The sequence below is a fragment of the Mycobacterium sp. IDUB_17 genome (assembly GCF_055419465.1).
This window is the reverse complement of record NZ_JBVAXS010000007.1, coordinates 471254-492207: the sequence shown is the minus strand read 5'-3', so window position 1 is coordinate 492207 and position 20954 is coordinate 471254. Positions and strand designations below refer to the sequence as shown.

Below are 20954 nucleotides of genomic sequence, written 5' to 3'. Positions count from 1 at the left end.
CATCACACGTGGATAAGCCGGCGGCACCTGCAACCTCCCTAGTCACGGAAATTGCATTGACCGTATGAATCTGCCGCCGGTTTTTCCGCCACCACGTTACGAGCGCGGGCCAGGTCTCAGCCCTACCCCGTCACGAACTGACAACGGCACGGTTTCGGCTCGGGATGGCCCCGCTGTGCGGACCCTGGATCGGGCCGGGGCGCTCTACGGTGAGGCGATGCGGGTACTGCGGATCGCTGCCGTCGTCCTGGTTCTCAGTCTGGGAATGGTTGCACCGCAGGCCGTCGCGGAATGTGCAGCCACAGGCTGTGACCTGCGCTCGCGCATCGCGGCAGCGGATGCCTATCTGGCGTCTCGGCCCGGCACTGTCGGCTACGTGCTGCGCGACCGCGCCGGCGGCATGCGGTACGCCAATGCCAACGCGAACACGATGATCTGGACCGCCTCCACCATCAAGCTGGCGATGGTGGTCGACCTGCTGACCCGGGAACGCGCCGGAGCAGTGCGGCTGTCGGGCAACGATCGGCAACTCATGGTGAAGATGCTGCGGAACTCCGACAACGACGCGGCCGATTCACTGTGGACCCGCTATGGCGGAGCCGACCACCAGGCGTTCAACGCCGGCTTCCCCCGCTACGGCATGACGGACACGCGGCCGCAACCGGGTTTCGGTGACATGTTCCCGTACTGGGGTTTTCAGAAATCCACCACCAACGATCTCGACCGGTTGATGAACTACACGCTGACCCAACTGAATCCGGCCGACGCCTCCGCCGTGGTCGCCGAGATGCAGCGGGTCGGCGGGGAACAGCAGTGGGGCGTGTGGGGCGCCGGGCCTTCGATGAGCCCCGGCAACAAGAACGGGTGGTCGCAGGAACAGGGTGGCTGGGTCGTCAACTCGGTCGGCTTCGCCGGGCCCAACCAGCGCTACACCCTGGCAATCATGAACGGGCTCAACGGGCAGGGCGGCTACGACGACGGAGTCGCCACCACCACCCGGCTCAGTCAGATCCTGCTCGGTGGATGACTGCGCCGCGCGGCCGCTCTACTCGGCCAGCGCCTTATCGAAGGCCGTGGCCAGGTCTTCATAGCTGTGTGGCTGGATGCGCTCGCCGTTGAGAAAGAACGTCGGCGTTCCCTGCACGCCCAGGGCGCGGCCGTCGGCCACATCGAGTTGGACTCGGGCGGCGGTGGCGGGGTCGCTGTAAGCCTTGTCGAATGCCGCCATGTCAAGGCCGAGTTCTCCTGCGAAGCCACGGAATACGTCGTCCGCCGGATCCTGCTTTTCGCCCCACTGGTCCTGGGCGTCGTACATCTTCTTGTACATCGCCTCGAGCTTGTCCTGTTGGGCGGCAGCCTCGACGGCGCGTGCCGCTCGTTCGGCGTTGTAGTGCGCGCCGAGCGGGAAGTACCGGATGACGAAGTTCACCCGGTCGCCGTACTCGGACCGCAGTTGCTCGATGGAGGGATACACCGCGCGACAACCTTCGCACTCGAAGTCGAGGAACTCCACGAAGGTCACGTCACTGTCGGGAACGGAGTTCAGCCGATGACTGTTCTCGCGCACCACCTGGCCGGTTTCGACGGATGCAACCGGTGGCGGCCCGGCGCGATGACGAACGGACTGGTACACGAAAACGCCGATGGCCAGCACCGCGATTGCCAATGCGGTGAGCAGTATTCGAGTATTACGCGTCATCTGGTCAGTGCCTCACTCGAACAGAGTCGAACCCCAGTAGCCGTTGGTGTCGTCGTCACGTAGCCCCGGCGGGCACGCGAAGACGGCCGTCCCGGTGTGGGTGATGTATTCGTTGAGCGCATCCTTGCGGGCCAGTTCCCGCTGCATCGGGATGAACTGCTTCTCAGGGCTGCGCACGAACGCGATGAAGAACAGGCCCGCATCGAGGTGACCGAATCCGTCGGAGCCGTCGGTGAAGTTGTAACCGCGGCGCAGGATCTCGATACCGCCCAGGTGCTCGGCCGAGGCCAGTCGCACATGTGCGTCCACGTCGATCTTCGGATTGCCCTTGCCGTCGGTGATCTCGAAATTGAGCTCGTCGAATTCCTGCTGCAGTCCGTTGGGCGCACCACTGCCCTTTTGTCGTCCGATCACCCGCTCCTGCTCCAGAAGCGTGGTGCGGTCCCAGCTCTCGATGAGCATCCGGATCCGCCGGGTGATCAGGTAGCTGCCGCCGGTGAACCAGGCCGGTCCGTCACCCTCGGCCACCCAGACGTTCTTGTCCAGCAGGTCCGTCTGATCGGACTTGAGGTTGTTCGTTCCGTCCTTGAACCCGAACAGGTTTCGCGGGGTGGTCTGGTCCCGGGTGGTCGAGGACGTGCGGCCGAATCCCAGCTGCGAGTACCGCACCGCGACCGTGCCGAACCCGACCCGGGCCAGGTTACGGATCGCATGCACCGCGACCTGCGGATCGTTGGCGCAGGCCTGTACGCAGATGTCACCCCCGCAGCGGGCCGCGTCCATGGTCTCGTTGGGGAACTTCGGCAGATCCTTGAGCTCGGCCGGCTGCTTGTCGGCGATGCCGAAGCGGTCCTTGCCGTCCTTGCGGAAGAACGACGGCCCGAACCCGATCGTCAGCGTCAGTTGTGAGGCAGGAAGACCCAGTGCCTCTCCGGTATCCGACGGCGGCGCATACGGATTGCCGTCCACGGCGCCGCCGGCTTCGGTCTCCTCACCGCGCGTCATCCGCTCGGCCATCTTGGTCCACTGCTTGAGCAGGGCGATGACGTCCTCACGGTTGTCGGTGGTGACGTCGAACGAGCAGAAGTGCATCCGGTCCTGCGCCTCGGTGATGATGCCCGCCTGCCGGTCACCGCGAAACGGGACCGGCCCCTGCAGGGCACCGTGCGGGGCGCTGGCCGCGGAAGCGCGGCCGGCCAGCGCACCCGCGCTGGCCGCACCGACTACCGCGGCGGTGACCCCGGCAGCGCCGAACAACTTCCGCCGGGAGAATCCGGTGGACTGCTCGGCATCCGGGGTGGCTTCGGGCGAATCACTGCTTTGCGATGACACCCTGCACCTGGCTCACCTCGTTGCTCAGCGCATCGATGGCGCGTGACAGTTCCTGGCGTTGCGGTTCGGTCACCTTGTCGTAAGTGATGAATCCGTCGCCCTGGCGATACTTGTCCAGCAGCTTCTCGACATCGGCGAACCGCTGATCGACGCGCTTGCCGAGGTCGGCGTTGCGCTCGTCGAGGATCGGCCGCACCGAGGCCACCGCGGTCTGTGAACCTTCGACGTTGGCGTTGAAGTCCCACAGGTCGGTGTGGCTGAAAATGTCTTCTTCACCGCTGATCTTGCTCTTGGAGATCTCGTCGAGCAGGCCCTGGGCGCCCCCGGCGATCTGGGTGGAGTCGATGGTCCAGTCCGGAGCCTTGACGCCGGCCTGGAGTTCCTTCACGTCGGCGACCAGCTGGTCGCCGAGTGCGTTGGCGTCCGGCTGCAGCCCGGTCACCCACAGTTGCTTTTCCAGTGCGTGGAAGCCGGTCCACTTCTGCCCGGGCTCGAGGTCGGCCTCGCGCAGGTCGACTCGCGGGTCGAGGTCGTTGGGGAAGGACTCGGCGACCGGCTCGATGCGCTCCCAGTAGACGCGCGAGGTCGGGTAGAGCGCCTTGGCTTTGGCGACGTCCTTGGCCTTGACGGCGGCGGCGAACTCCTCGACCGCCGGCACCAGGGCGTCGACCTGGCTGTTCACGTACCGCTTGTAGTTGTCGGCGGCTTCCTTGAACTTGCCCTCGGTGTCGATCTGCACGGCTTCGCCGGTCACCTCGAAATTGCCGCGGATGCCTTCACCGACCATGCCGGGGCGGCATGACGTCTGGTACGTGCCCGGCTGGGTGAGCTGAACGATCAGCTGACGCTTGAGCCCGGGGGAGATGTTCTCCACCTCGCCCATGACCCGCTCGCCCTCGCCGTAGACGTAGAACTCGGTGACCTTGTCGCCGTTGTTGGTGACGACGAACGTGCTGGCGCCCGTCGTCGCGGTGGTCCCGGAGAGCTTGCACTCGGTGTCGGAGGCATCGACGGTGATCTGGGCGCCCTTGGCGCCGTCACCGTTCGCACTGCCGCCGTCGGCCTCTTTGGCCTGGCAGGCGCTCAGCGAGAGGCCGGCCAGCACCGCGGCGGTGGCCGCGATTCCGGTCTTGACGGCGGGGGTCATCTTCACTTGGTCGACCTTTCGGATGCGGTGGAGGTCTCCGGCTCGACGGTCGGCTCGGAGGAAGTCGAGGCACTGGATGCCGCCCCGGCGGAGCGCAACGGCTTCAGGAACAGCGCCAGCACCACGACGATGTAGGCCAGCCATGCGCCGAACTGCAGAACGGTCGGCGTGGGGTCGATGTTGAAGACGCCCTGGATGATCTCGCCGTACCAGGCCGACCAGTCGAACGCACCGCTCATGTCGAAGGCCTTGGCGCCCAGCCCGGGGATCCAGCCGACGGTCTGCAGCGCCTTGATGCCGTAGGCGAGGATTCCGGCCGCCACCACGATGAGGAAGATCCCGGTGTATTTGAAGAACTTGGCGAGGTTGATCCGGACTGCGCCGGCGTACATGCCGTAGGCGATCGCTGCGGCGATCAGCACGCCGATGATGAGGCCGGTCAGCGGCCACAGTGTCTCGGCCTCGGCGTAGCCGACCATGAACAGCGCGGTTTCCACACCTTCGCGGCCCACCGCCAGGAAGGCCAGCAGCGCCACCGCCAGACCACCGGTCTGCAGTGCCTGGGACATCTCGCCGCGCAGTTCGCCGGACATCGACGCAGACGCCCGTTTCATCCACAGCACCATGGTGGTGACGATGACGACGGCGATCAGCGAGGCGATACCTGCGATGGCTTCGGCGCCCAGACCGCTGATGGTGTTCTCGCCGAACTGGATCGCCAGGAAGACGGTGACGGTCACGGCGATTGCGGCGCCGACACCCAGCCACACCCATTTGAGGGCGTCCCGGCGTTCGGATTTGACCAGAAACGCGACCAGGATCGACACGACGATGGCGGCTTCGAGGCCTTCCCGCAAACCGATCAGGCCACTGCCGAACACCTGCGACGTGACGTTGGAGGCGGCCAGCGTGCTGGTCGGACCGTCCGAGATGGCAGTCATCAAAGCGTCCTCGTTCGACCGGGGTGAAAACACCGTAAGCAACGTAGCCTTGCCTTGCCATAGCAAGGCGTGGCTCACCTTAGCAGGGGGGTCTGTGGGTCCGGCCGACTTCACCTGCCGTTCTCCCGGCATGGACCCGTCGCTCGTCGCGTTCATAGCCGCGCATGCGACGATGGCGAATCAGATAGAGCGGGGTTGAGGGAGTCCGGTGTCGCCAGTGCGTTGGCTGCGGGCTGTCGCCGTAATTGCTGCGACAGCGCTGCTGTTGGCATCCAGCTGTTCGTGGCATCTGGGGACCCCAATTCCCGAGGGCGTGCCGCCACCGGCTGGGGACCCGGTGCCCGCGGTCGACACCTACGCCAAGGGCCGGCCCGCCGATCAGCTGCACGAGTGGGCCGCACAGCGGGCACCCGCGCTGGGCATGCCCGTCAACGCCCTTGAGGCCTACTCCTACGCCGCGCGCGTGGCCCAGGTGGAGAACCCGAACTGCCAGCTGGCCTGGACCACGCTGGCCGGCATCGGCATGGTCGAGAGCCACCACGGCACCTACCGCGGCGCGATGATCGCGCGCAACGGGGACGTGACCCCGCCGATCCGTGGCGTGCAATTGGACGGGACCGCCGGCAACCTGCGCATTCCTGACACCGACCAGGGCAAGCTCGACGGGGATCCGCTGATGGACCGTGCCATGGGGCCGATGCAGTTCATCCCGGAGACGTGGGGGCATTTCGGGGTCGACGCCAACAATGACGGGGTGGTCAGCCCGGACAACTTCGACGACGCGGCGCTCTCGGCGGCCGGCCTGCTGTGCTGGTACGGCAAGGACCTGTCCACCCCGAGAGGCTGGATGAAGGCGCTGAAGGCCTACAACAACTCCGAGCAGTACGCCCGGATGGTCCGGGACTGGGCGACGGCGTACGCGAGCGGCCACGGCTTGTGACACGTGTGACAAGCCCAAACACGCCGTCGGGCGGACCACGATCTAGTCTCATCCCTACACGCAGGACTCAATAAGGAGAAGCCAGTGCCCATCATCGAGCAGGTTGGAGCCCGCGAGATCCTCGACTCCCGTGGCAACCCGACGGTCGAGGTCGAGGTGGCCCTGACTGACGGCACGTTCGCCCGGGCAGCGGTACCGTCGGGCGCATCGACCGGCGAGCACGAAGCGGTGGAGCTGCGCGACGGCGGTTCCCGCTACGGCGGCAAGGGCGTCGAGAAGGCCGTGGAGGCCGTCCTCGACGAGATCGCCCCGGCGATCATCGGCCTGGCCGCCGACGATCAGCGTCTCGTCGACCAGGCGCTGCTGGATCTCGACGGCACTCCGGACAAGTCCCGACTGGGCGCCAACGCGATCCTCGGCGTCTCGCTGGCGGTGGCCAAGGCCGCTGCCGACAGCGCCGCGCTGCCGCTGTTCCGCTACCTCGGTGGCCCGAACGCACACATCCTTCCGGTGCCGATGATGAACATCCTCAACGGTGGCGCCCACGCCGACACCGGGGTGGACGTCCAGGAGTTCATGGTCGCCCCGATCGGCGCACCCTCCTTCAAGGAGTCGCTGCGCTGGGGTACCGAGGTCTACCACTCGCTCAAGTCCGTGCTCAAGAAGCAGGGGCTGTCGACCGGTCTCGGCGATGAGGGCGGCTTCGCCCCCGACGTCGCGGGCACCAAGGCCGCCCTGGACCTGATCGCGACGGCCATCGAGGCCACCGGGTTCAAGCTCGGCAGTGACGTGGCCCTGGCGCTGGACGTCGCCGCCACCGAGTTCTACACGGAGGGTTCGGGTTACGCCTTCGAGAAGGAGACCCGTACGGCCGAGCAGATGGCCGAGTTCTACGCCGGCCTGATCGACGCCTACCCGCTGGTGTCGATCGAGGATCCGCTGTCCGAGGACGACTGGGACGGCTGGGTCGCGCTGACCTCGGCGATCGGAGACCGGATCCAGCTGGTGGGCGACGATCTGTTCGTCACCAACCCGGAGCGGCTGGAGGACGGCATCGAGCGTGGCGCCGCCAACGCGCTGCTGGTGAAGGTCAACCAGATCGGCACGCTCACCGAGACCCTGGATGCCGTTGCGCTGGCGCACAACAGCGGCTACCGCACCATGATGAGCCACCGGTCCGGTGAGACCGAGGACACCACCATCGCCGATCTCGCGGTAGCGGTCGGCAGCGGTCAGATCAAGACCGGTGCCCCGGCCCGCAGCGAGCGGGTGGCCAAGTACAACCAGTTGCTGCGCATCGAAGAGGCGCTCGGCGACGCCGCGCGCTACGCGGGCGATCTCGCATTCCCGCGGTTCGAGGCCAAGTAACGCAGGCGCCTGCGCACCTACACGTCGATGCCCGAAGCGAAGCGGCCTGATCCGAAGCGACGGTCCCCGGCCTCCCGACCCGGTAAGCCGGGCAAGGCCGGGGAGTCGAATCGGCCGCGCGCTTCACAGCCCCGCCGCCGGGCGGGCGAGTCCCGTCCGGCGCAGGGTGAGCCGGTGGCCGATGAAAAGGTCTCCAAAGCCATTGCGGTGCAAGCTCAGGAACAGGCCGAGCTGCAGTCCGAGCAGCGGTTCGGGTCGACCGCCCGCCGGGCGGCCATCCTGGCCGCGGTGGTGTGTGTGCTGACCCTGACCATCGCCGGGCCGGTGCGCACCTACTTCGCCCAGCGCACCGAGATGCAGCAAAACAAGACTCTCGAGAAGCAGTTGCGGGCTCAGATCGCAGATCTGGAACTGCAAAAGGTCAAGCTGGCCGATGAGGCGTACATCAAGGCCGAGGCCAGGAAGCGCCTCGGCTTCGTGATGCCCGGCGAAACCCCGTACCAGGTGCAGTTGCCGCCCGGGGCCATTGCGTCGGGCGAGCCGGGAACGTCTGTGCTGCCCGGGTCGACGGTGCCCGCAGGCCAGCCCTGGTACACCTCGTTGTGGCACACGATTGCCGATGAGCCGCACGGGGTTTCCCCCACGATCGGCGGGCCTCCGCCTGCGCCGGTCGGTCCGCCCGCACCGCCTGTTCCGCCACCTGCCGAGCCCAGAGGTCCCAATGGTTGATCCTGACGACATCGAGGCCGTGACACGGCAATTGGGCCGGGAACCGCGCGGTGTCCTCGAGGTCGCGTACCGCTGCCCCAACGGTGAGCCCGGGGTGGTGAAGACCGCACCCAGACTTCCCGATGGCACGCCGTTCCCGACGCTGTACTACCTGACGCATCCGGCGCTCACGGCGGCCGCCAGTCGGTTGGAATCCTCGGGGCTGATGCGAGAGATGTCCGAGCGGCTGCAGCAGGACGAGGAACTGGCTGCGACCTACCTGCGGGCACATGAGTCGTATCTGGCCGAGCGGGACGCGATCGAGCCGCTGGGTACGACGTTCACCGGGGGTGGCATGCCCGACCGGGTCAAATGTCTGCACGTGGTGATGGCCCACTCGCTGGCGAAGGGCCGCGGGGTCAATCCCTTTGGTGATGAGGCGCTGGCGGTGCTGGCCCTCGAGCCGGCGATGGCCGGGATTCTGGATCGTGAGGTGTGGGTTTGAGGCGAGTCGGCGCGATCGATTGCGGCACCAACTCGATTCGTCTGCTGATCGCCGACGTGATGGACGGCAAGCTGCGTGACGTGCACCGCGAGATGCGGGTGGTACGGCTGGGGCAGGGCGTCGACGCCACGGGTCAGTTCGCACCGGAAGCGTTGGCGCGCACCGAATCCGCACTGGCTGACTATGCGGCCCTGATGAGCGAGCATTCGGTCACCGCGGTGCGGATGGTGGCGACTTCGGCGGCGCGCGATGCCGGAAACCGCGACGAGTTCTTTGCGATGACCGCCCGGCTGCTGGGCAAGGTGGTGCCCGGTTCTCCGGACATTCAGGCCGAGGTGATCACCGGGACCGAGGAGGCCGAGCTGTCGTTCCGCGGTGCGGTCGGTGAACTCGACCCTGCCGCAGGCCCTTTCGTGGTCGTCGACCTGGGTGGCGGCTCGACCGAACTGGTGCTCGGCGACACGGCCGTGCAGGCCAGCTTCTCCGCCGACATCGGGTGTGTGCGGCTGACCGAACGGTGCCTGCACTCCGACCCGCCCACCGCCGCCGAGGTGGCGCAGGCGCGGGCGGCGGCCCGTGACGGCCTGGCCGAGGCGCTGCGGGTGGTGCCGGTCGAAGGGGCGCACACCTGGGTCGGCGTGGCCGGGACGATGACGACCCTCTCGGCGCTGGCGCAGCGCATGACCGAATACGATCCTGAGGCAATTCATTTGTCCCGCATCGGATTTGATGATCTGCTCGCGGTGTGTGAGCAGCTGATCGGGATGACCAAGGCCGAACGCCTGGCGCTCGGGCCTATGCATGCCGGCCGTGCCGATGTGATCGGCGGCGGCGCCATCATCGTCGAGGAGTTGGCGGCCGTACTCACACAGCGCGCCGGCATCGGCGAACTGGTGGTCAGCGAGCACGACATTCTCGACGGCATCGCGCTGTCGATCGCCTGACCGGTGCTCGGAATCGCTTCTGCGCGCGCCGATTTCTACCGTGGGGTCGTGATCCCAGCGTGGTAGCAGCCGAGGTGTAGAAACGGCGCACGTACCTGTGGCAGCGGCTCACCGTTTTCTACCGTGGGGTTGCTAACCCACGCGATCCACAGCCCAGGTGTAGAAAACGGCGCCAGGCGATCGAGAGCTCCACATAAAAACAACGGCCGAACGCGGTTGCCCGCGTCCGGCCGTTGCCGTGAACTACCTAGATCAGGACACGGTCCCGTGGTTGCTCGCCGGGGCGACCGCAGGGGCCGGGGCGGGCGTGGTGACCGCCGGCTGTGTGCCGGCAGGAACCAGCGCCGGCTCGGTGGCCGGAGCGGCAGGAGCAGCCGGAGCGCCCGGTGCCGGAGCGGCCGGGGCAGCCGGAGCGCCCGGAGCGGCGGCGGGGACACCCTCAGCAGGCACACCCTCGGCCGGCGGAACCGCGGTGGCGGCGTTGCCCGCACCTGCGGCGGCCGGTGCCGGGACACCCTCGGCGACCGGCGTGCCGTGAGCGACCGGGGTCCCCTCGGCAGCCGGAGCGCCCGGGGCCGGAGCGGCCGGAACCGTTTCGGTGCCGGCCGGGGTTGCGGCCGGAGCGCCCGGGGCCGGGGTGGCGGCGGGCAGGTCCGTCGCGCGGCTACCTGCGCCGGTGCCGGCCGGAGCGGCCGGAGCGGCGGCGGGGGCGGCCGGGGTCAGAGCGGCCGGTGCGGCCGGGGTGGCGGCAGGAGCGGCGGGAGTCGCAGCCGGGGCCGCGGCGGGAGCCGGACGCTTCGGCGCGCCGGCGGCCGGGGCTGCGGCGGGCGCAGCGGTCTTGTTCCACACCAGGACGTCGTTGCCGCCTGCGTTGTAGACGACGGAGGTCGGCTGGTCACCGGTCACGTCGAAGTAGATCTTGCCGCTGGTCTTCTGCCCCTGGGCGAGGGTGGCGGGGTTGACGCCCTGGGTGCTGGGCACCTGGAAGAGGGCGCGGTAGTTCTGCCCGTCTGCTGCCCGGATGTTGAAGTTGGAGACGATCGGCGTGACCGAGCCCTCGAGAGCCTCGTTGGTCGCCGTGACCTCCCACAGGGTGCCGTGCGGCGCGTAGTTGATGGTGTCGGTGCTGGGCTTGAGGTCGGTCACGGTCCAGACCTGGGTGCCGCCGTCCAGCTTGCCCTGGCCGCCGAGCGAAGCGGTGGTGACGGCACTGGTGTCGGCGTCGGCAAGCGCCATCGGGGCGCCGGCGACGATCGCCGCAGCGGCAATGGCCGCTCCGGCAAAGGCCGTACTGATATTCGTCTTCAAGGCATTCACTCCTGACTGGTCCAAAAGAGTTGGCAGGCCCCCCGGCAGTGGGACACCCACTTCATGGCAAGTTAGCAGCTTAAGAGGACGGTTAGGAACACCAGTTCGCAGTTTCTGCCATCGGCGCCTGGCAGAAAACCCGTTTGACCTGCTCGTCGAGCTCGATGTGCGCCACGACCTGGTTTTTCGCCATCCCTATCGAATCTCGATGAGCGGTAATGCCTGTCCGGCCGACAGGGACAGCCGTTGACGCCCCAGGGCGGGCCAGGCCTGTACGGCACAGAATGGCGCACACTGGTGCTGGGCCGAGTCGAGCTGCCCGGACCGGGTGCCGACATGTACACAGCACTGAATCAGGCGCTCCTCGATCATCGTCGACATGTCCATGAACGGCTTGACGGTCAGTCGCACCACGCGCTCGCCCAGCAGCGTGCGGATCTTGCGGCGACGCCCCGGCAGGGCCGAGGAAGCCAGCGTCAGCAGTGTTCCCATACCCAGGTCGCAGCTTTCACAGATCGCGCGCCACACGTCGCCGATCTGTGGATGCGACAGGGAGGACTGCTCCGAGAGCAACCCGAGCAGTGATTCCTGCACCGCCAGGCGCAGCTGGCGGGGGATCTCGGTGTCGGCGATCCGATTGGAGACCAGGCCCAGCTTGTCCTTGAGACTCTCGGTGCCGATCAGTGACACCAGTGAGCGCCACTGGTCGCCGTCGTCGCGAACCAGGTAGCCGACCGAACAGCAGTGCGGGTGCGAGCACGGCAGTGCGGTCAGGTCGCGCCACGTGACGGCGCCGCCGGTCTGCGGGCCCAGCCGCTTGAGCACCCCGGTGTGGGTGAGCCGGTTCATCGGGTCGATCTCACCGGAGCGGCCGGAGCCGAACTGCGGCTGAATGGTGAGCCCGCCGACGTACGGGGTGTCCAGGGCCAGCCGGACCATGTCGCCGATCTCGTCGTCGTTGACTCCCAGCGCGCATGTCATCACCAGGGTGGTGAAGATTTCCCGCTCGGAGAGCCGTTGTAGGGCTTGGCTTTTGGTTCTCCTGAGATCGCCGCCGCGGTGGTGGCGGTGCGCCTGCTCAGACAACCCGTCGTACTGCAGGTAGACCTCGACGCGTTCCCGGTGCGTGGTGAGCAGATCGAGCAGCCGGTCGTCGTTGGCGATGCGGACCCCGTTGCTGTTGATCAGGATTCGGGTGATCGGCCGGGCGACCAGCTGCGCGAGTAGCTCGGGCAGGTCGGGGTGCAGGGTAGGTTCGCCCCCGCTGAGCATCAGGACGTCGATACGGCCGTTCTCGCGGGCCAACCGCTGGTCGACGTTGGCCAGCACGTCGGCGGTGGGCACCACATGGCGCAAATCGGGTGAGCTGTCGGTGAAACAGGTCGGGCAGCGCAGGTTGCAGGTCTCGGCGATGTCCGCCAGCAGGATGCAGGTGTGCTGCGTCTGCATCTCGGGCAGGCCACGCAGGTAGGCCGACGGAATCGGATCGAAGTTCCCGGCCACATCGGGGATGTGTGCCTTGGTCGGGGCGGTCCACTCCTCCAGATAGGACAGGATCTCGGGATCCTCGTCATACAGGGTGCGGACCAATCCATGTGTGCGGCAGCCGCGTTCGAGCCAGACGTGTCCGTCGCGTTCGACCAGGATGCCGGCCAGGCGCGTGACGTCGGTCAGCGGGCGCTCGGGCGCCTCGTCGTGGCAGTGCGGGCAGAACGCGGTGACGTAGCGGTGCAGCCGGTCGCCACGCAACCCCATTCCGGTGCTCACAGGGCGTACAACTCGGGGTTGATGCCGGTGCAGAACCCGGCGGTGAACAGCGAGACCAGGGCCCAGCCGACCATCAGTCCGATGCCGAGGCCCTTGGTCGTCGGGTTCTTCGACAACAACATCAACGTGCCGCCGCCGAAGGCGATCAGGGCCAACAGCACCGCGGTGCCGCCCAGGACCAGGTTGGTGTTGCCGCCGCTGCTGTCGGCGGCCCCGGCGCCCATGAAACCGGCGAACCCGATGACCAGGTTGAGCGCGGCGTAGATGACCGGGCCGAGGACCACCATGAGGACCGAGATGCGTCGCTCGGGTTGCGGCGGTGGGCCGTACGGATTGCCCGGCGGGTACTGATAGTCCGGCGGGTACGGATAGGCGGGGTAGCCCGGTGGCGGGGGCGGCGGTGCGGATGGGTCGCCGTGGTAGGCGGGTGGGATCCCCTGTGGCTCAAAGCTTTGTGGGCCGAACTCTGGTGGGTTCTCGTCGGGTGGGGGCGTGTCGTCAGGCGGGCCGGGCGGTGTCGTCATGCGGGCACCTCCTGAGAATGGGTTGGGTTGCGATAGTACCCGCGGCGGTAGCCGTACCACAGCCGAAACCCGACGATCAGTAACGACGGCAGCAGGAACCATTGCGGGCGGGTCAGATCCAGCCACACGGTCTCGTTGGCCCGGACGAACTCGACGAGGAATCGGAACACCGCGTAACCGGCGACGTAGAGCACGAACAGCTCCCCGGGTTTGCCGATGCGGGGGCGCAGCCATAGCAACACGGCGAATGCGGTGAGCTGGAAGGCGATCTCGTAGAGAAACGACGGGTGCATCGCGGCTCCGGCGAGGCAGCCCGGGCATTCGGGGGTGTCGGCCGGCGCGTGGATGCCCCACGGCAGGGTTGTCGGCCGGCCGGGGGCTTCGGTGAGGTGGCAGCCGATCCGGCCGATCGCCATGCCGAGTGCGACTGCGGGGGCGAACAGGTCGCCGGTCTTTCCGCGGTAACCGCCCAGCCGCTTGGCGATGAGCACCCCGAGGTAGGCGCCGAGCAGCCCACCGAGAATGCTGCGCGAGCCGAACTGCCAGGCCTGGGCCAGGCTCGGATTGGCGCTGAAGTCCAGGTGACGTACCAACCCGGTCAACCTCATCCCGATCGCGCCACCGATCAGCGCCCCGGCCGCGGCGACGACCGACTGCTCGTTGACCGCACCGCGCCGGCGGGCCTCGGCGACGAACACCATCAGTGCGGCGGACACCCCGAGGGCGACGAACAGGTTGTGCACCCCGACGCTGATGGGCCCGAGGTGCCACTGAACAGTCACCCGCCGAACCTATCCCGCGGCCGGTTCACCCGGCCAGCGACAATCCCGCGGCGACGGCGAAACCCAGCACGGCCGCCAGGCCGGCGTTCTCCTTGGCTTTCTCGGTGGCCTCCGGGATCATCGAGCCCACCAGCATGACCAGCAGCGCTCCGGCGGCGAATCCGTTGATGCCGCCCCGGAATTCGGCGCCGGCCACGTTCTGCAGCTGATAGCCGCCGACTGTGGCCAGCGCGCACAGTGCGGCGATCACGGCCCAGCTGCCGACAATCCGGCGGGCAGGTTCACCCGCGGATTTCATGTCGCTGGCCGATCCGATCGATTCGGGCAGGTTCGACACGAAGATGGACACCACGAGGGCCAGGCTGACGCCGGCTCCGGCTGCGATGCCGATGCCGAGTGCGGCCTGTTCGGGAATGCCGTCGAGCAGGGCGCCGAGTAGCAGGGGCAGCCCGGCGGTCTGAGTTCCATTGCGGCCCAGTCGATCTACTGCCTTGTCCGCGAGATAGAACACCACGGCCCCGATGGCCAGGCCGAGTGCCACGGCCCAGGCGCCGCTGGCCCGGAAGCCTTCCTCGGCGAGTTCGAAGGAGATGCTGGAGATGAGCGCCCCCGCGCCGAAACCGAGGACGAGGCCGACGAGGCGTTGATTCCAGTCCCGGACCACGCCGGCGACCGCGCCGATGAGCAGCGAGGATGCGGCGACCAGACCCCAGGTCAGCGCAGCGAGCACAGCCGCAGCATAAGGCCGCACAGGCTCAGAACCGGGGAGGCGGGAGCGGCGGGGAGAAAGTAGAAAGAGAAGTGAGACAGCGCAAGATCGCACGACCGATCGGTGCGATCGATGAGGTTATGGCCCGATGGTCAGGCGGCGTAGCGGTTAGGGGTGGTGACCTGTCGCCGGTTGCCCGGGCGACAGGCCACCGACGGCGTCAGCGCCGCGCGTTGCAGTTCGGGGGGTTTCCGCAGTGGTGGCCACCATCGCAGGCATTGCAGCGACAGGTGCAGGATCCCTTGGTTGCGATGCGCATCGTTGTTCAACTCCTCACTGTTCGGGTGCCGCCGGTATGGCCGACAGCAAACTCCCGAGGATGGGCGGATATCAACATATAACGACTTCACAATAGTTCGGGTCACCGCGAAAATAAAGGATTCCGGCAATGGTGCGAGTTTTGCCACGCGGCCTGTTCCGGGTCGGCGTTCTCGGGTGAACAATCCGTGAAACTCTTTGGCTGCAGCGGACTTAAGGGCTAGGCAGAGGTTTCGCGGGCGCCGAGCCGGAGATGTTCGATGTGGTAGATGGCTTCATCGAGCAGTTGCGCGACATGGCTGTCGTACAGCCGGTACACGATATTGCGGCCGGACCTGTCGCCGGTCACCAGGCCCAGTGCCCGCAATAACCGGAGTTGGTTGGAGACTGCGGGCTGCTCCATGCCTACCGCGGCGGACAGTTCGGTGACCGAGCATGGCGATTCCCGCAGCCGGGTCAGGATCAGCAATCGGTTGGGGGAGGCGAGGGCCTGTAGGGTCTCGGCGACTTTGGCCGCTGAGGCCGCGTCGAGGGACGCTGCCGGCGTCGCGCGCCCCTCAACTCCGTGGCCCATGGCATTCATTCAAGCATGCGGGCAAAACATCGGTGATACATTTCAATCTCTACATGTATAAATATCTACGATGTGTGTGTCGACGATGAAGGGGAGGCGCGATCCATGACCGCTGTGTCGATCGACCGGCCGTCAGTGCGTGACGGCGACGCCCGGCCCACCGGTGCGCGCGGTCTCGGCAGGTGGATCTGGTCCCTGGACTCCGTCCGCTGGGCCGTCGCCGCCCTGGTGTTGATGCTCTGCGGCGTGGTTGCGCAGTTGGCCGATGCGCCACAACCGCTGTGGTGGACGTTGTATCTCGCGTGCTACCTCGCCGGCGGTTGGCAATCCGCGGTGTCCGGCGTGCAGGCGCTGCGCGACCGCACGCTCGATGTCGACCTGCTGATGATCGTCGCGGCGATCGGTGCGGCGGCCATCGGGCAGGTGTTCGACGGCGCACTGTTGATCGTCATCTTCGCGACGTCAGGCGCGTTGGAGGATGTGGCCACCGCACGCACCGAACGGTCGGTGCGCGGTCTGCTCGACCTGGCCCCAGCCGATGCGACCCTTCTCGAGGAGGACGGCACCCAGCGCGTCGTCGCCGCAGAGGCGTTGCGACCCGGCGATCGCATCCTCATCCGGCCCGGCGAACGGATCTCGGCGGACGGCACCGTGATCGGTGGGTCGTCGGACGTCGACCAGTCCTCGATCACCGGTGAGCCGTTGCCGGTCGCCAAACACGTGGGCGACGACGTATTCGCCGGAACGCTCAACACCTCTGGCGCGCTGCAGGTCACGGTCACGCAGGACCCCTCGAGCACGGTGATGGCGCGCATCGTCGCAGCCGTCGCCGCGGCCTCGGCGACCAAGGCGACCACGCAGCTGTTCATCGAGAAGGTCGAGCAGCGCTATTCGGTAGTCGTTGTGGTCGCGACCCTGGCGCTGTTCGCGGTACCGCTGGCGCTGGGCGCCGACGTGCGCTCAACTCTGTTGCGCGCCATGACGTTCATGATCGTGGCCTCGCCATGCGCGGTCGTGCTCGCCACGATGCCGCCCCTGCTGTGCGCGATCGCCAACGCCAGCCGTCGCGGCGTCTTGGTGAAATCCGCGATCGGCATGGAGCGGCTGGCCGATACGGACGTCGTCGTACTCGACAAGACCGGAACACTGACCACAGGCGCGCCCCGGGTATCGCAGGTTGTGACGGTCGCCGGTACACCGGCTGATCGGGTGCTCGCAACCGCAGCTGCCGCAGAACAATTCAGCGAACACCCGATCGGGCGGGCCATCGTCGCCGAGGCTGCATCCCGCGCCATCACAGTGCCGGAAGCCGGCGGCTTCATCGCCTGGCCGGGCCGCGGAGTGCGGGTGATCGTCGACGGACTCCCGGTCGAGGTATCCAGCCCCGCAGCGTATTCGGGCCCGGCGATCCCGGCTGTGACCGAGATCGAGGCCACCGGGGCGACCGCCGTCGTCGTGGCCGTCGACGGTCTCGCGATCGGGGTACTGGGGCTGCATGATCAGGCTCGCCCGGGCGCGGCCGCTGCCGTGCGGGCACTGCGTACCGTCACCGGACGCTCGCCGGTGCTGCTCACCGGTGACAACCACGTGGCGGCCGCGCATCTGGCCGGGCAGTTGGGAATCGAGGACGTGCGGGCCGGGCTGCTGCCCGAGGACAAGGCTGCTGCGGTCCGGGAACTGGAATCCGGTGGGCGGCGGGTTCTCATGGTGGGCGACGGGGTCAACGACGCGCCGGCCATGGCGTCCGCCCATACTTCGATGGCGATGGGGCGCAGCGGTGCCGATCTCACGGTCGACACCGCTGACGTCGTCACCGTCGGCGACGATCTGTCGGCGATCGCCTCGGTGGTCGCGTTGTCCGAGCGGGCCCGGCGGCTGGTCATCGCCAACCTGGTCATCGCGGCCACCGTCATCACCGTCCTGGTTACCTGGGACCTGTTCGGGCACTTGCCGTTACCACTGGGCGTGGCCGGTCATGAGGGCTCGACCATTCTGGTCGCCCTCAACGGGCTGCGGCTGTTGCGCAACCGCGCCTGGCCCCGACTTTCCTAGCGCGAGCAGACGCAAAACTGCCCAAAATTAGTGGATTGGGGCAGCTTTACGTCTGCTCGGCGGAAGGCCTCAGGGGCGCAGGACGTCCTTGAGCGCGTCGAGCACCGCGGGATCCTCGATGGTGGAGGGCACCGGCTCGTCCAGGCCGTCGGCGATACCCCGCATGGTCTTGCGCAGGATCTTGCCCGAACGGGTCTTCGGCAGCGCCGCGACCACGTCGACCTTCTTGAAAACCGCCACCGCGCCGATGTTTTCCCGCACCCGGTCGACGAGCTCCTGGGTGATCCCCTCGGTCGAGGCCCCGGTCTTGAGCACCACGAAGCCGCGCGGCACCTGTCCCTTGAGTTCGTCGGCGACACCGATCACCGCGCATTCGGCCACCGAGGGATGGTCGGCCAGCACGGCCTCGATCGATCCGGTCGACAACCGGTGTCCGGCAACGTTGATCACGTCGTCGGTGCGGCCCATCACGAAGAGGTAGCCGTCGGAGTCCACGTAGCCGCCGTCGCCCGTGAGATAGTACCCGGTGAACGCCGACAGATAGGCCGCGACGTAGCGGTGGTCGTCGCCCCACAGCGTGGGTAGTGTGCCCGGTGGCAGGGGCAGCTTGATGCAGATGGCGCCTTCCTCACCGGCCTCGCACCGGGTGCCGTCGGAACGAAGGATCTGCACGTCGTAGCCGGGCATCGGCACCGTGGCCGAGCCGGCCTTGATCGGCAGAGGCTCGACGCCCATCGGATCTGCCGCTATCGCCCAACCGGTTTCGGTCTGCCACCAGTGGTCGACCACTGGGATGCCGAGTTTGTCGGCGGCCCAGTGATAGGTGTCGGGGTCGAGGCGCTCGCCGGCCTGGAACAGGTACTTGAGCCCGGACAGGTCGTAATCGGCCAGACGTGTGGCGTCGGGATCTTCCTTTTTGATCGCGCGGATCGCGGTCGGGGCGGTGAACAGCGCCTTGACGCCATACTCGGCGGCCACTCGCCAGAACGCCCCGGCGTCGGGGGTGCCGATCGGTTTGCCTTCGTAGAGAACGGTTGTCGCGCCCAAAAGCAATGGCGCGTACACGATGTAGGAGTGGCCGACCACCCAGCCGACGTCGGAGGCGGCCCAGAACACATCGCCCGGCGCCACGTCGTAGATGTGGCGCATGCTCCACAGCAGGGCCACCGCGTGCCCGCCGTTGTCGCGGACGATGCCCTTGGGTTTACCGGTGGTGCCCGACGTGTAGAGCACGTACAGCGGGTCGGTCGCGGCCACCGGCACCGGATCGGCCGGTGCGGCGTCGGCCACCAGCTGCCGCCAGTCGTGATCACGCCCGTCGACCAGCTCGCACGGACACTGCTCGCGTTGCAGGATGACGCAGGCCCGGGGCTTGTGCTCGGCGATCTCCAGTGCCGCGTCCAGCATGGGCTTGTACTCGACGATGCGCGTCGGCTCGATGCCGCAGGACGCGCTCACGACGACCACCGGGCGGGCATCGTCGATCCGGGCGGCCAGTTCGTGCGCGGCGAACCCGCCGAACACCACCGAGTGCACCGCGCCGAGCCGGGCGCAGGCCAGCATTGCGATGACGGCCTCGGGCACCATCGGCATGTAGATCACCACCAGATCGCCCTTGTTCACCCCGAGCCCGCGCAAGGCCCCGGCGAACCGGGCGGTGGTGTCGCGCAACTCGCGGTAGGTGTACGTGGCTTTGGTGCCGGTGACGGGGGAGTCGTAGATCAGCGCGGTCTGATCGCCGCGCTCGGCGACGTGCCGGTCCAGGGCATTGGCGCAGGTGTTGAGCTCACCGTCAGGGAACCAGCGGTAGAACGGCGGGTTGGCGTCGTCGAGTATGCGCTGCGGCTCGGACGTCCAGGTCACCGCCTTGGCGGCGTCGGCCCAGAAGGTGGCCGGGTCGTTGAGGCTGGCCTCGAAGAGACCACGATAAAGGGCACGATCACCTGACATACCGGCACCGTAGCGTGTCCGGCCAGTCGAAATCGGTGATTGTCGCTGGTCGGTGGCCTGCCCGCGCCCGGTGGTCGCTCACGCGCGGTCACCGGTCGTTGCGCGGCAATTCGGGTAGCGCGGTACTCACGCCGATGCGGGTGGCCGGGGTCAGGATTGCCGGGACTACGAGGAGCCGGCATGACTGTCGACATCGATTACGACCCGTACAACGTCGAGATCGCGCGCGACCCTTATCCGACCTACCGCCGGTTGCGGGACGAGGCGCCGCTGTATTACAACGCAACGCACGATTTCTTCGCGGTCAGTCGCTACGGGGATGTCGAGCGGGCTCTGATCGACCGCGACACCTTCATCTCCGGGCGGGGCAATGTCCTGGAATTCATCAAGTCCGGTGTCGAGATGCCGCCCGGCATCGTCGTCGCCGAGGATCCGCCCAGCCACACCATCCACCGCACCCTGATGTCGCGGGTGTTCACCCCGCGCAAGGTGGCCGCACTGGAACCGGCGATCCGGGCGTACTGCGCCGAGTACCTCGATCCGCTGATCGGCGCCGGGCGGTTCGATGTGATCAGTGAGTTCGCCGCGCAGATGCCGATGCGGGTGATCAGCATGCTGATGGGCATTCCCGACGCCGACCAGATCGCGATCCGCGAGATGAGCAATGCCAACATGCGCACCAAGGCCGGACGCGGTATGCGGATCAGCGAACAGAACATGGCGCTGGGTGGGGCTTTCGCCGACTACATCGACTGGCGCGTCGAGCATCCGTCGGACGACATCATGACCGACCTGCTCAATGTCGAGTTCGAAGACCAGACCGGCACCCGGCGCCGGCTGACCCGGCGCGAACTGCTGACCTATGTGCACGTCATCGCCGGGGCGGGCAACGAAACCAGTGCCCGGCTGATCGGATGGACGGTCAAGGTGCTCGCCGAGCATCCGGATCAGCGCCGGGAACTGGTGCGCGACCGGTCATTGGTGCCCAACGCAATTGAGGAGATCCTGCGGTTCGAGAACCCGGCGCCGCATGCGGCCCGCTCCCTGGCCGTCGATGCCGAGTGGCACGGGCACACGGTTCCCGCCGGCAGCGCATTGTTGATCGTGATGGCCGCGGCCAACCGCGACGAGCGCCGCTACGCCGAACCGGACCGTTTCGACATCCACCGCGACATCGGTATGCACCTGGCGTTCGGGCACGGAGCGCATTTCTGCCTGGGTGCCGCGCTGGCCCGCATCGAGGCCCGCATCGCGCTCGACGAGATACTCACTCGATTCCCGGACTGGGACGTGAATCTCGACGATGCGGCGTTGTCACCCACGTCGACGGTGCGTGGGTGGGAGCGGTTACCGATGCTGGTCACCACTTAGCGCGAGCAGACGTAA

At 67.4% G+C, this 20954-nt stretch carries 20 protein-coding genes; 8 read left to right on the top strand and 12 right to left on the bottom strand.

Annotation, left to right across the window (positions count from 1 at the left end):
- Positions 1–217: 217 nt before the first annotated feature.
- Entirely contained in the window at positions 218–1027 is an 810-nt protein-coding gene (locus ACZYZ7_RS28180) for a serine hydrolase (protein WP_450070174.1), read from the top strand.
- Between the two features lie 18 nt (positions 1028–1045).
- Here ACZYZ7_RS28180 and ACZYZ7_RS28175 read toward each other — a convergent pair whose 3' ends face one another.
- From ACZYZ7_RS28175 to efeU, 4 genes are read right to left on the bottom strand one after another with little or no spacing between them, the layout of a single operon-like run.
- On the bottom strand, positions 1046–1699 hold the full coding sequence (locus ACZYZ7_RS28175) for a DsbA family protein (protein WP_135457806.1): 654 nt from the start codon (positions 1697–1699) through the stop codon (positions 1046–1048).
- A gap of 12 nt (positions 1700–1711) precedes the next feature.
- Positions 1712–3031, bottom strand: coding sequence for an iron uptake transporter deferrochelatase/peroxidase subunit (efeB, locus tag ACZYZ7_RS28170; RefSeq protein ID WP_135457804.1), 1320 nt, complete (start codon positions 3029–3031; stop codon positions 1712–1714).
- Entirely contained in the window at positions 3012–4184 is a 1173-nt protein-coding gene (efeO, locus tag ACZYZ7_RS28165; protein WP_135457802.1) for an iron uptake system protein EfeO, read from the bottom strand. Before efeO ends, efeB begins: the two co-directional genes overlap by 20 nt.
- On the bottom strand, positions 4181–5119 hold the full coding sequence (gene efeU, locus ACZYZ7_RS28160; protein ID WP_135457800.1) for an iron uptake transporter permease EfeU: 939 nt from the start codon (positions 5117–5119) through the stop codon (positions 4181–4183). The genes efeO and efeU overlap by 4 nt, the downstream gene beginning before the upstream one ends.
- 208 nt (positions 5120–5327) lie before the next feature.
- Between efeU and ACZYZ7_RS28155 the strand changes: the two genes are divergently transcribed.
- From ACZYZ7_RS28155 to ACZYZ7_RS28135, 5 genes are all read left to right on the top strand, one after another.
- Positions 5328–6059 (top strand): lytic transglycosylase domain-containing protein, encoded by a 732-nt coding sequence (locus ACZYZ7_RS28155; RefSeq protein ID WP_463742245.1) that lies wholly within the window; start codon positions 5328–5330, stop codon positions 6057–6059.
- A gap of 84 nt (positions 6060–6143) precedes the next feature.
- On the top strand, positions 6144–7427 hold the full coding sequence (gene eno / locus ACZYZ7_RS28150) for a phosphopyruvate hydratase (RefSeq protein WP_135457796.1): 1284 nt from the start codon (positions 6144–6146) through the stop codon (positions 7425–7427).
- A gap of 27 nt (positions 7428–7454) precedes the next feature.
- A complete protein-coding gene (locus ACZYZ7_RS28145) occupies positions 7455–8156 on the top strand; it encodes an FtsB family cell division protein (RefSeq protein ID WP_135457794.1) in 702 nt (233 codons plus the stop codon).
- A complete protein-coding gene (locus tag ACZYZ7_RS28140) occupies positions 8149–8640 on the top strand; it encodes a DUF501 domain-containing protein (protein ID WP_450070146.1) in 492 nt (163 codons plus the stop codon). The genes ACZYZ7_RS28145 and ACZYZ7_RS28140 overlap by 8 nt, the downstream gene beginning before the upstream one ends.
- A complete protein-coding gene (locus ACZYZ7_RS28135) occupies positions 8637–9584 on the top strand; it encodes a Ppx/GppA phosphatase family protein (RefSeq protein ID WP_450070145.1) in 948 nt (315 codons plus the stop codon). The genes ACZYZ7_RS28140 and ACZYZ7_RS28135 overlap by 4 nt, the downstream gene beginning before the upstream one ends.
- 252 nt (positions 9585–9836) lie before the next feature.
- Here the strand turns inward: ACZYZ7_RS28135 and ACZYZ7_RS28130 are convergent, their stop codons facing one another.
- The 7 genes from ACZYZ7_RS28130 to ACZYZ7_RS28100 all read right to left on the bottom strand — a co-directional run bounded on the left by ACZYZ7_RS28130 (position 9837) and on the right by ACZYZ7_RS28100 (position 15566).
- Complete coding sequence (locus ACZYZ7_RS28130) at positions 9837–10892, bottom strand: MPT63 family protein (protein WP_450070144.1); 1056 nt, start codon at positions 10890–10892, stop codon at positions 9837–9839.
- A 195-nt stretch (positions 10893–11087) separates the two neighbouring features.
- A complete protein-coding gene (locus ACZYZ7_RS28125; protein WP_450070173.1) occupies positions 11088–12647 on the bottom strand; it encodes a radical SAM protein in 1560 nt (519 codons plus the stop codon).
- Between the two features lie 8 nt (positions 12648–12655).
- Positions 12656–13183: a hypothetical protein gene (locus ACZYZ7_RS28120; RefSeq protein ID WP_450070143.1), complete on the bottom strand. Its 528-nt coding sequence runs from the start codon at positions 13181–13183 to the stop codon at positions 12656–12658.
- Positions 13180–13965: a prolipoprotein diacylglyceryl transferase gene (locus ACZYZ7_RS28115; RefSeq protein WP_450070142.1), complete on the bottom strand. Its 786-nt coding sequence runs from the start codon at positions 13963–13965 to the stop codon at positions 13180–13182. Before ACZYZ7_RS28115 ends, ACZYZ7_RS28120 begins: the two co-directional genes overlap by 4 nt.
- Before the next feature lie 25 nt (positions 13966–13990).
- Positions 13991–14695, bottom strand: a complete 705-nt coding sequence (locus ACZYZ7_RS28110; RefSeq protein WP_450070141.1) for a ZIP family metal transporter — start codon at positions 14693–14695, stop codon at positions 13991–13993.
- Positions 14696–14826: 131 nt separating this feature from the next.
- Positions 14827–15003: a hypothetical protein gene (locus ACZYZ7_RS28105; protein ID WP_167857647.1), complete on the bottom strand. Its 177-nt coding sequence runs from the start codon at positions 15001–15003 to the stop codon at positions 14827–14829.
- 209 nt (positions 15004–15212) lie between these two features.
- Positions 15213–15566, bottom strand: a complete 354-nt coding sequence (locus ACZYZ7_RS28100) for an ArsR/SmtB family transcription factor (RefSeq protein ID WP_135457780.1) — start codon at positions 15564–15566, stop codon at positions 15213–15215.
- A gap of 105 nt (positions 15567–15671) precedes the next feature.
- Between ACZYZ7_RS28100 and ACZYZ7_RS28095 the strand changes: the two genes are divergently transcribed.
- A complete protein-coding gene (locus ACZYZ7_RS28095; RefSeq protein ID WP_450070140.1) occupies positions 15672–17618 on the top strand; it encodes a heavy metal translocating P-type ATPase in 1947 nt (648 codons plus the stop codon).
- 69 nt (positions 17619–17687) lie between these two features.
- Here the strand turns inward: ACZYZ7_RS28095 and ACZYZ7_RS28090 are convergent, their stop codons facing one another.
- The gene (locus tag ACZYZ7_RS28090; RefSeq protein ID WP_450070139.1) at positions 17688–19568 is read right to left on the bottom strand and encodes a propionyl-CoA synthetase; all 1881 of its coding nucleotides are present in this window, start codon (positions 19566–19568) and stop codon (positions 17688–17690) included.
- A 180-nt stretch (positions 19569–19748) separates the two neighbouring features.
- On the opposite strand from ACZYZ7_RS28090, the gene ACZYZ7_RS28085 reads away from it, so the two are divergent.
- Positions 19749–20939, top strand: a complete 1191-nt coding sequence (locus ACZYZ7_RS28085; protein ID WP_450070138.1) for a cytochrome P450 — start codon at positions 19749–19751, stop codon at positions 20937–20939.
- The last annotated feature ends 15 nt before the right edge of the window (positions 20940–20954 follow it).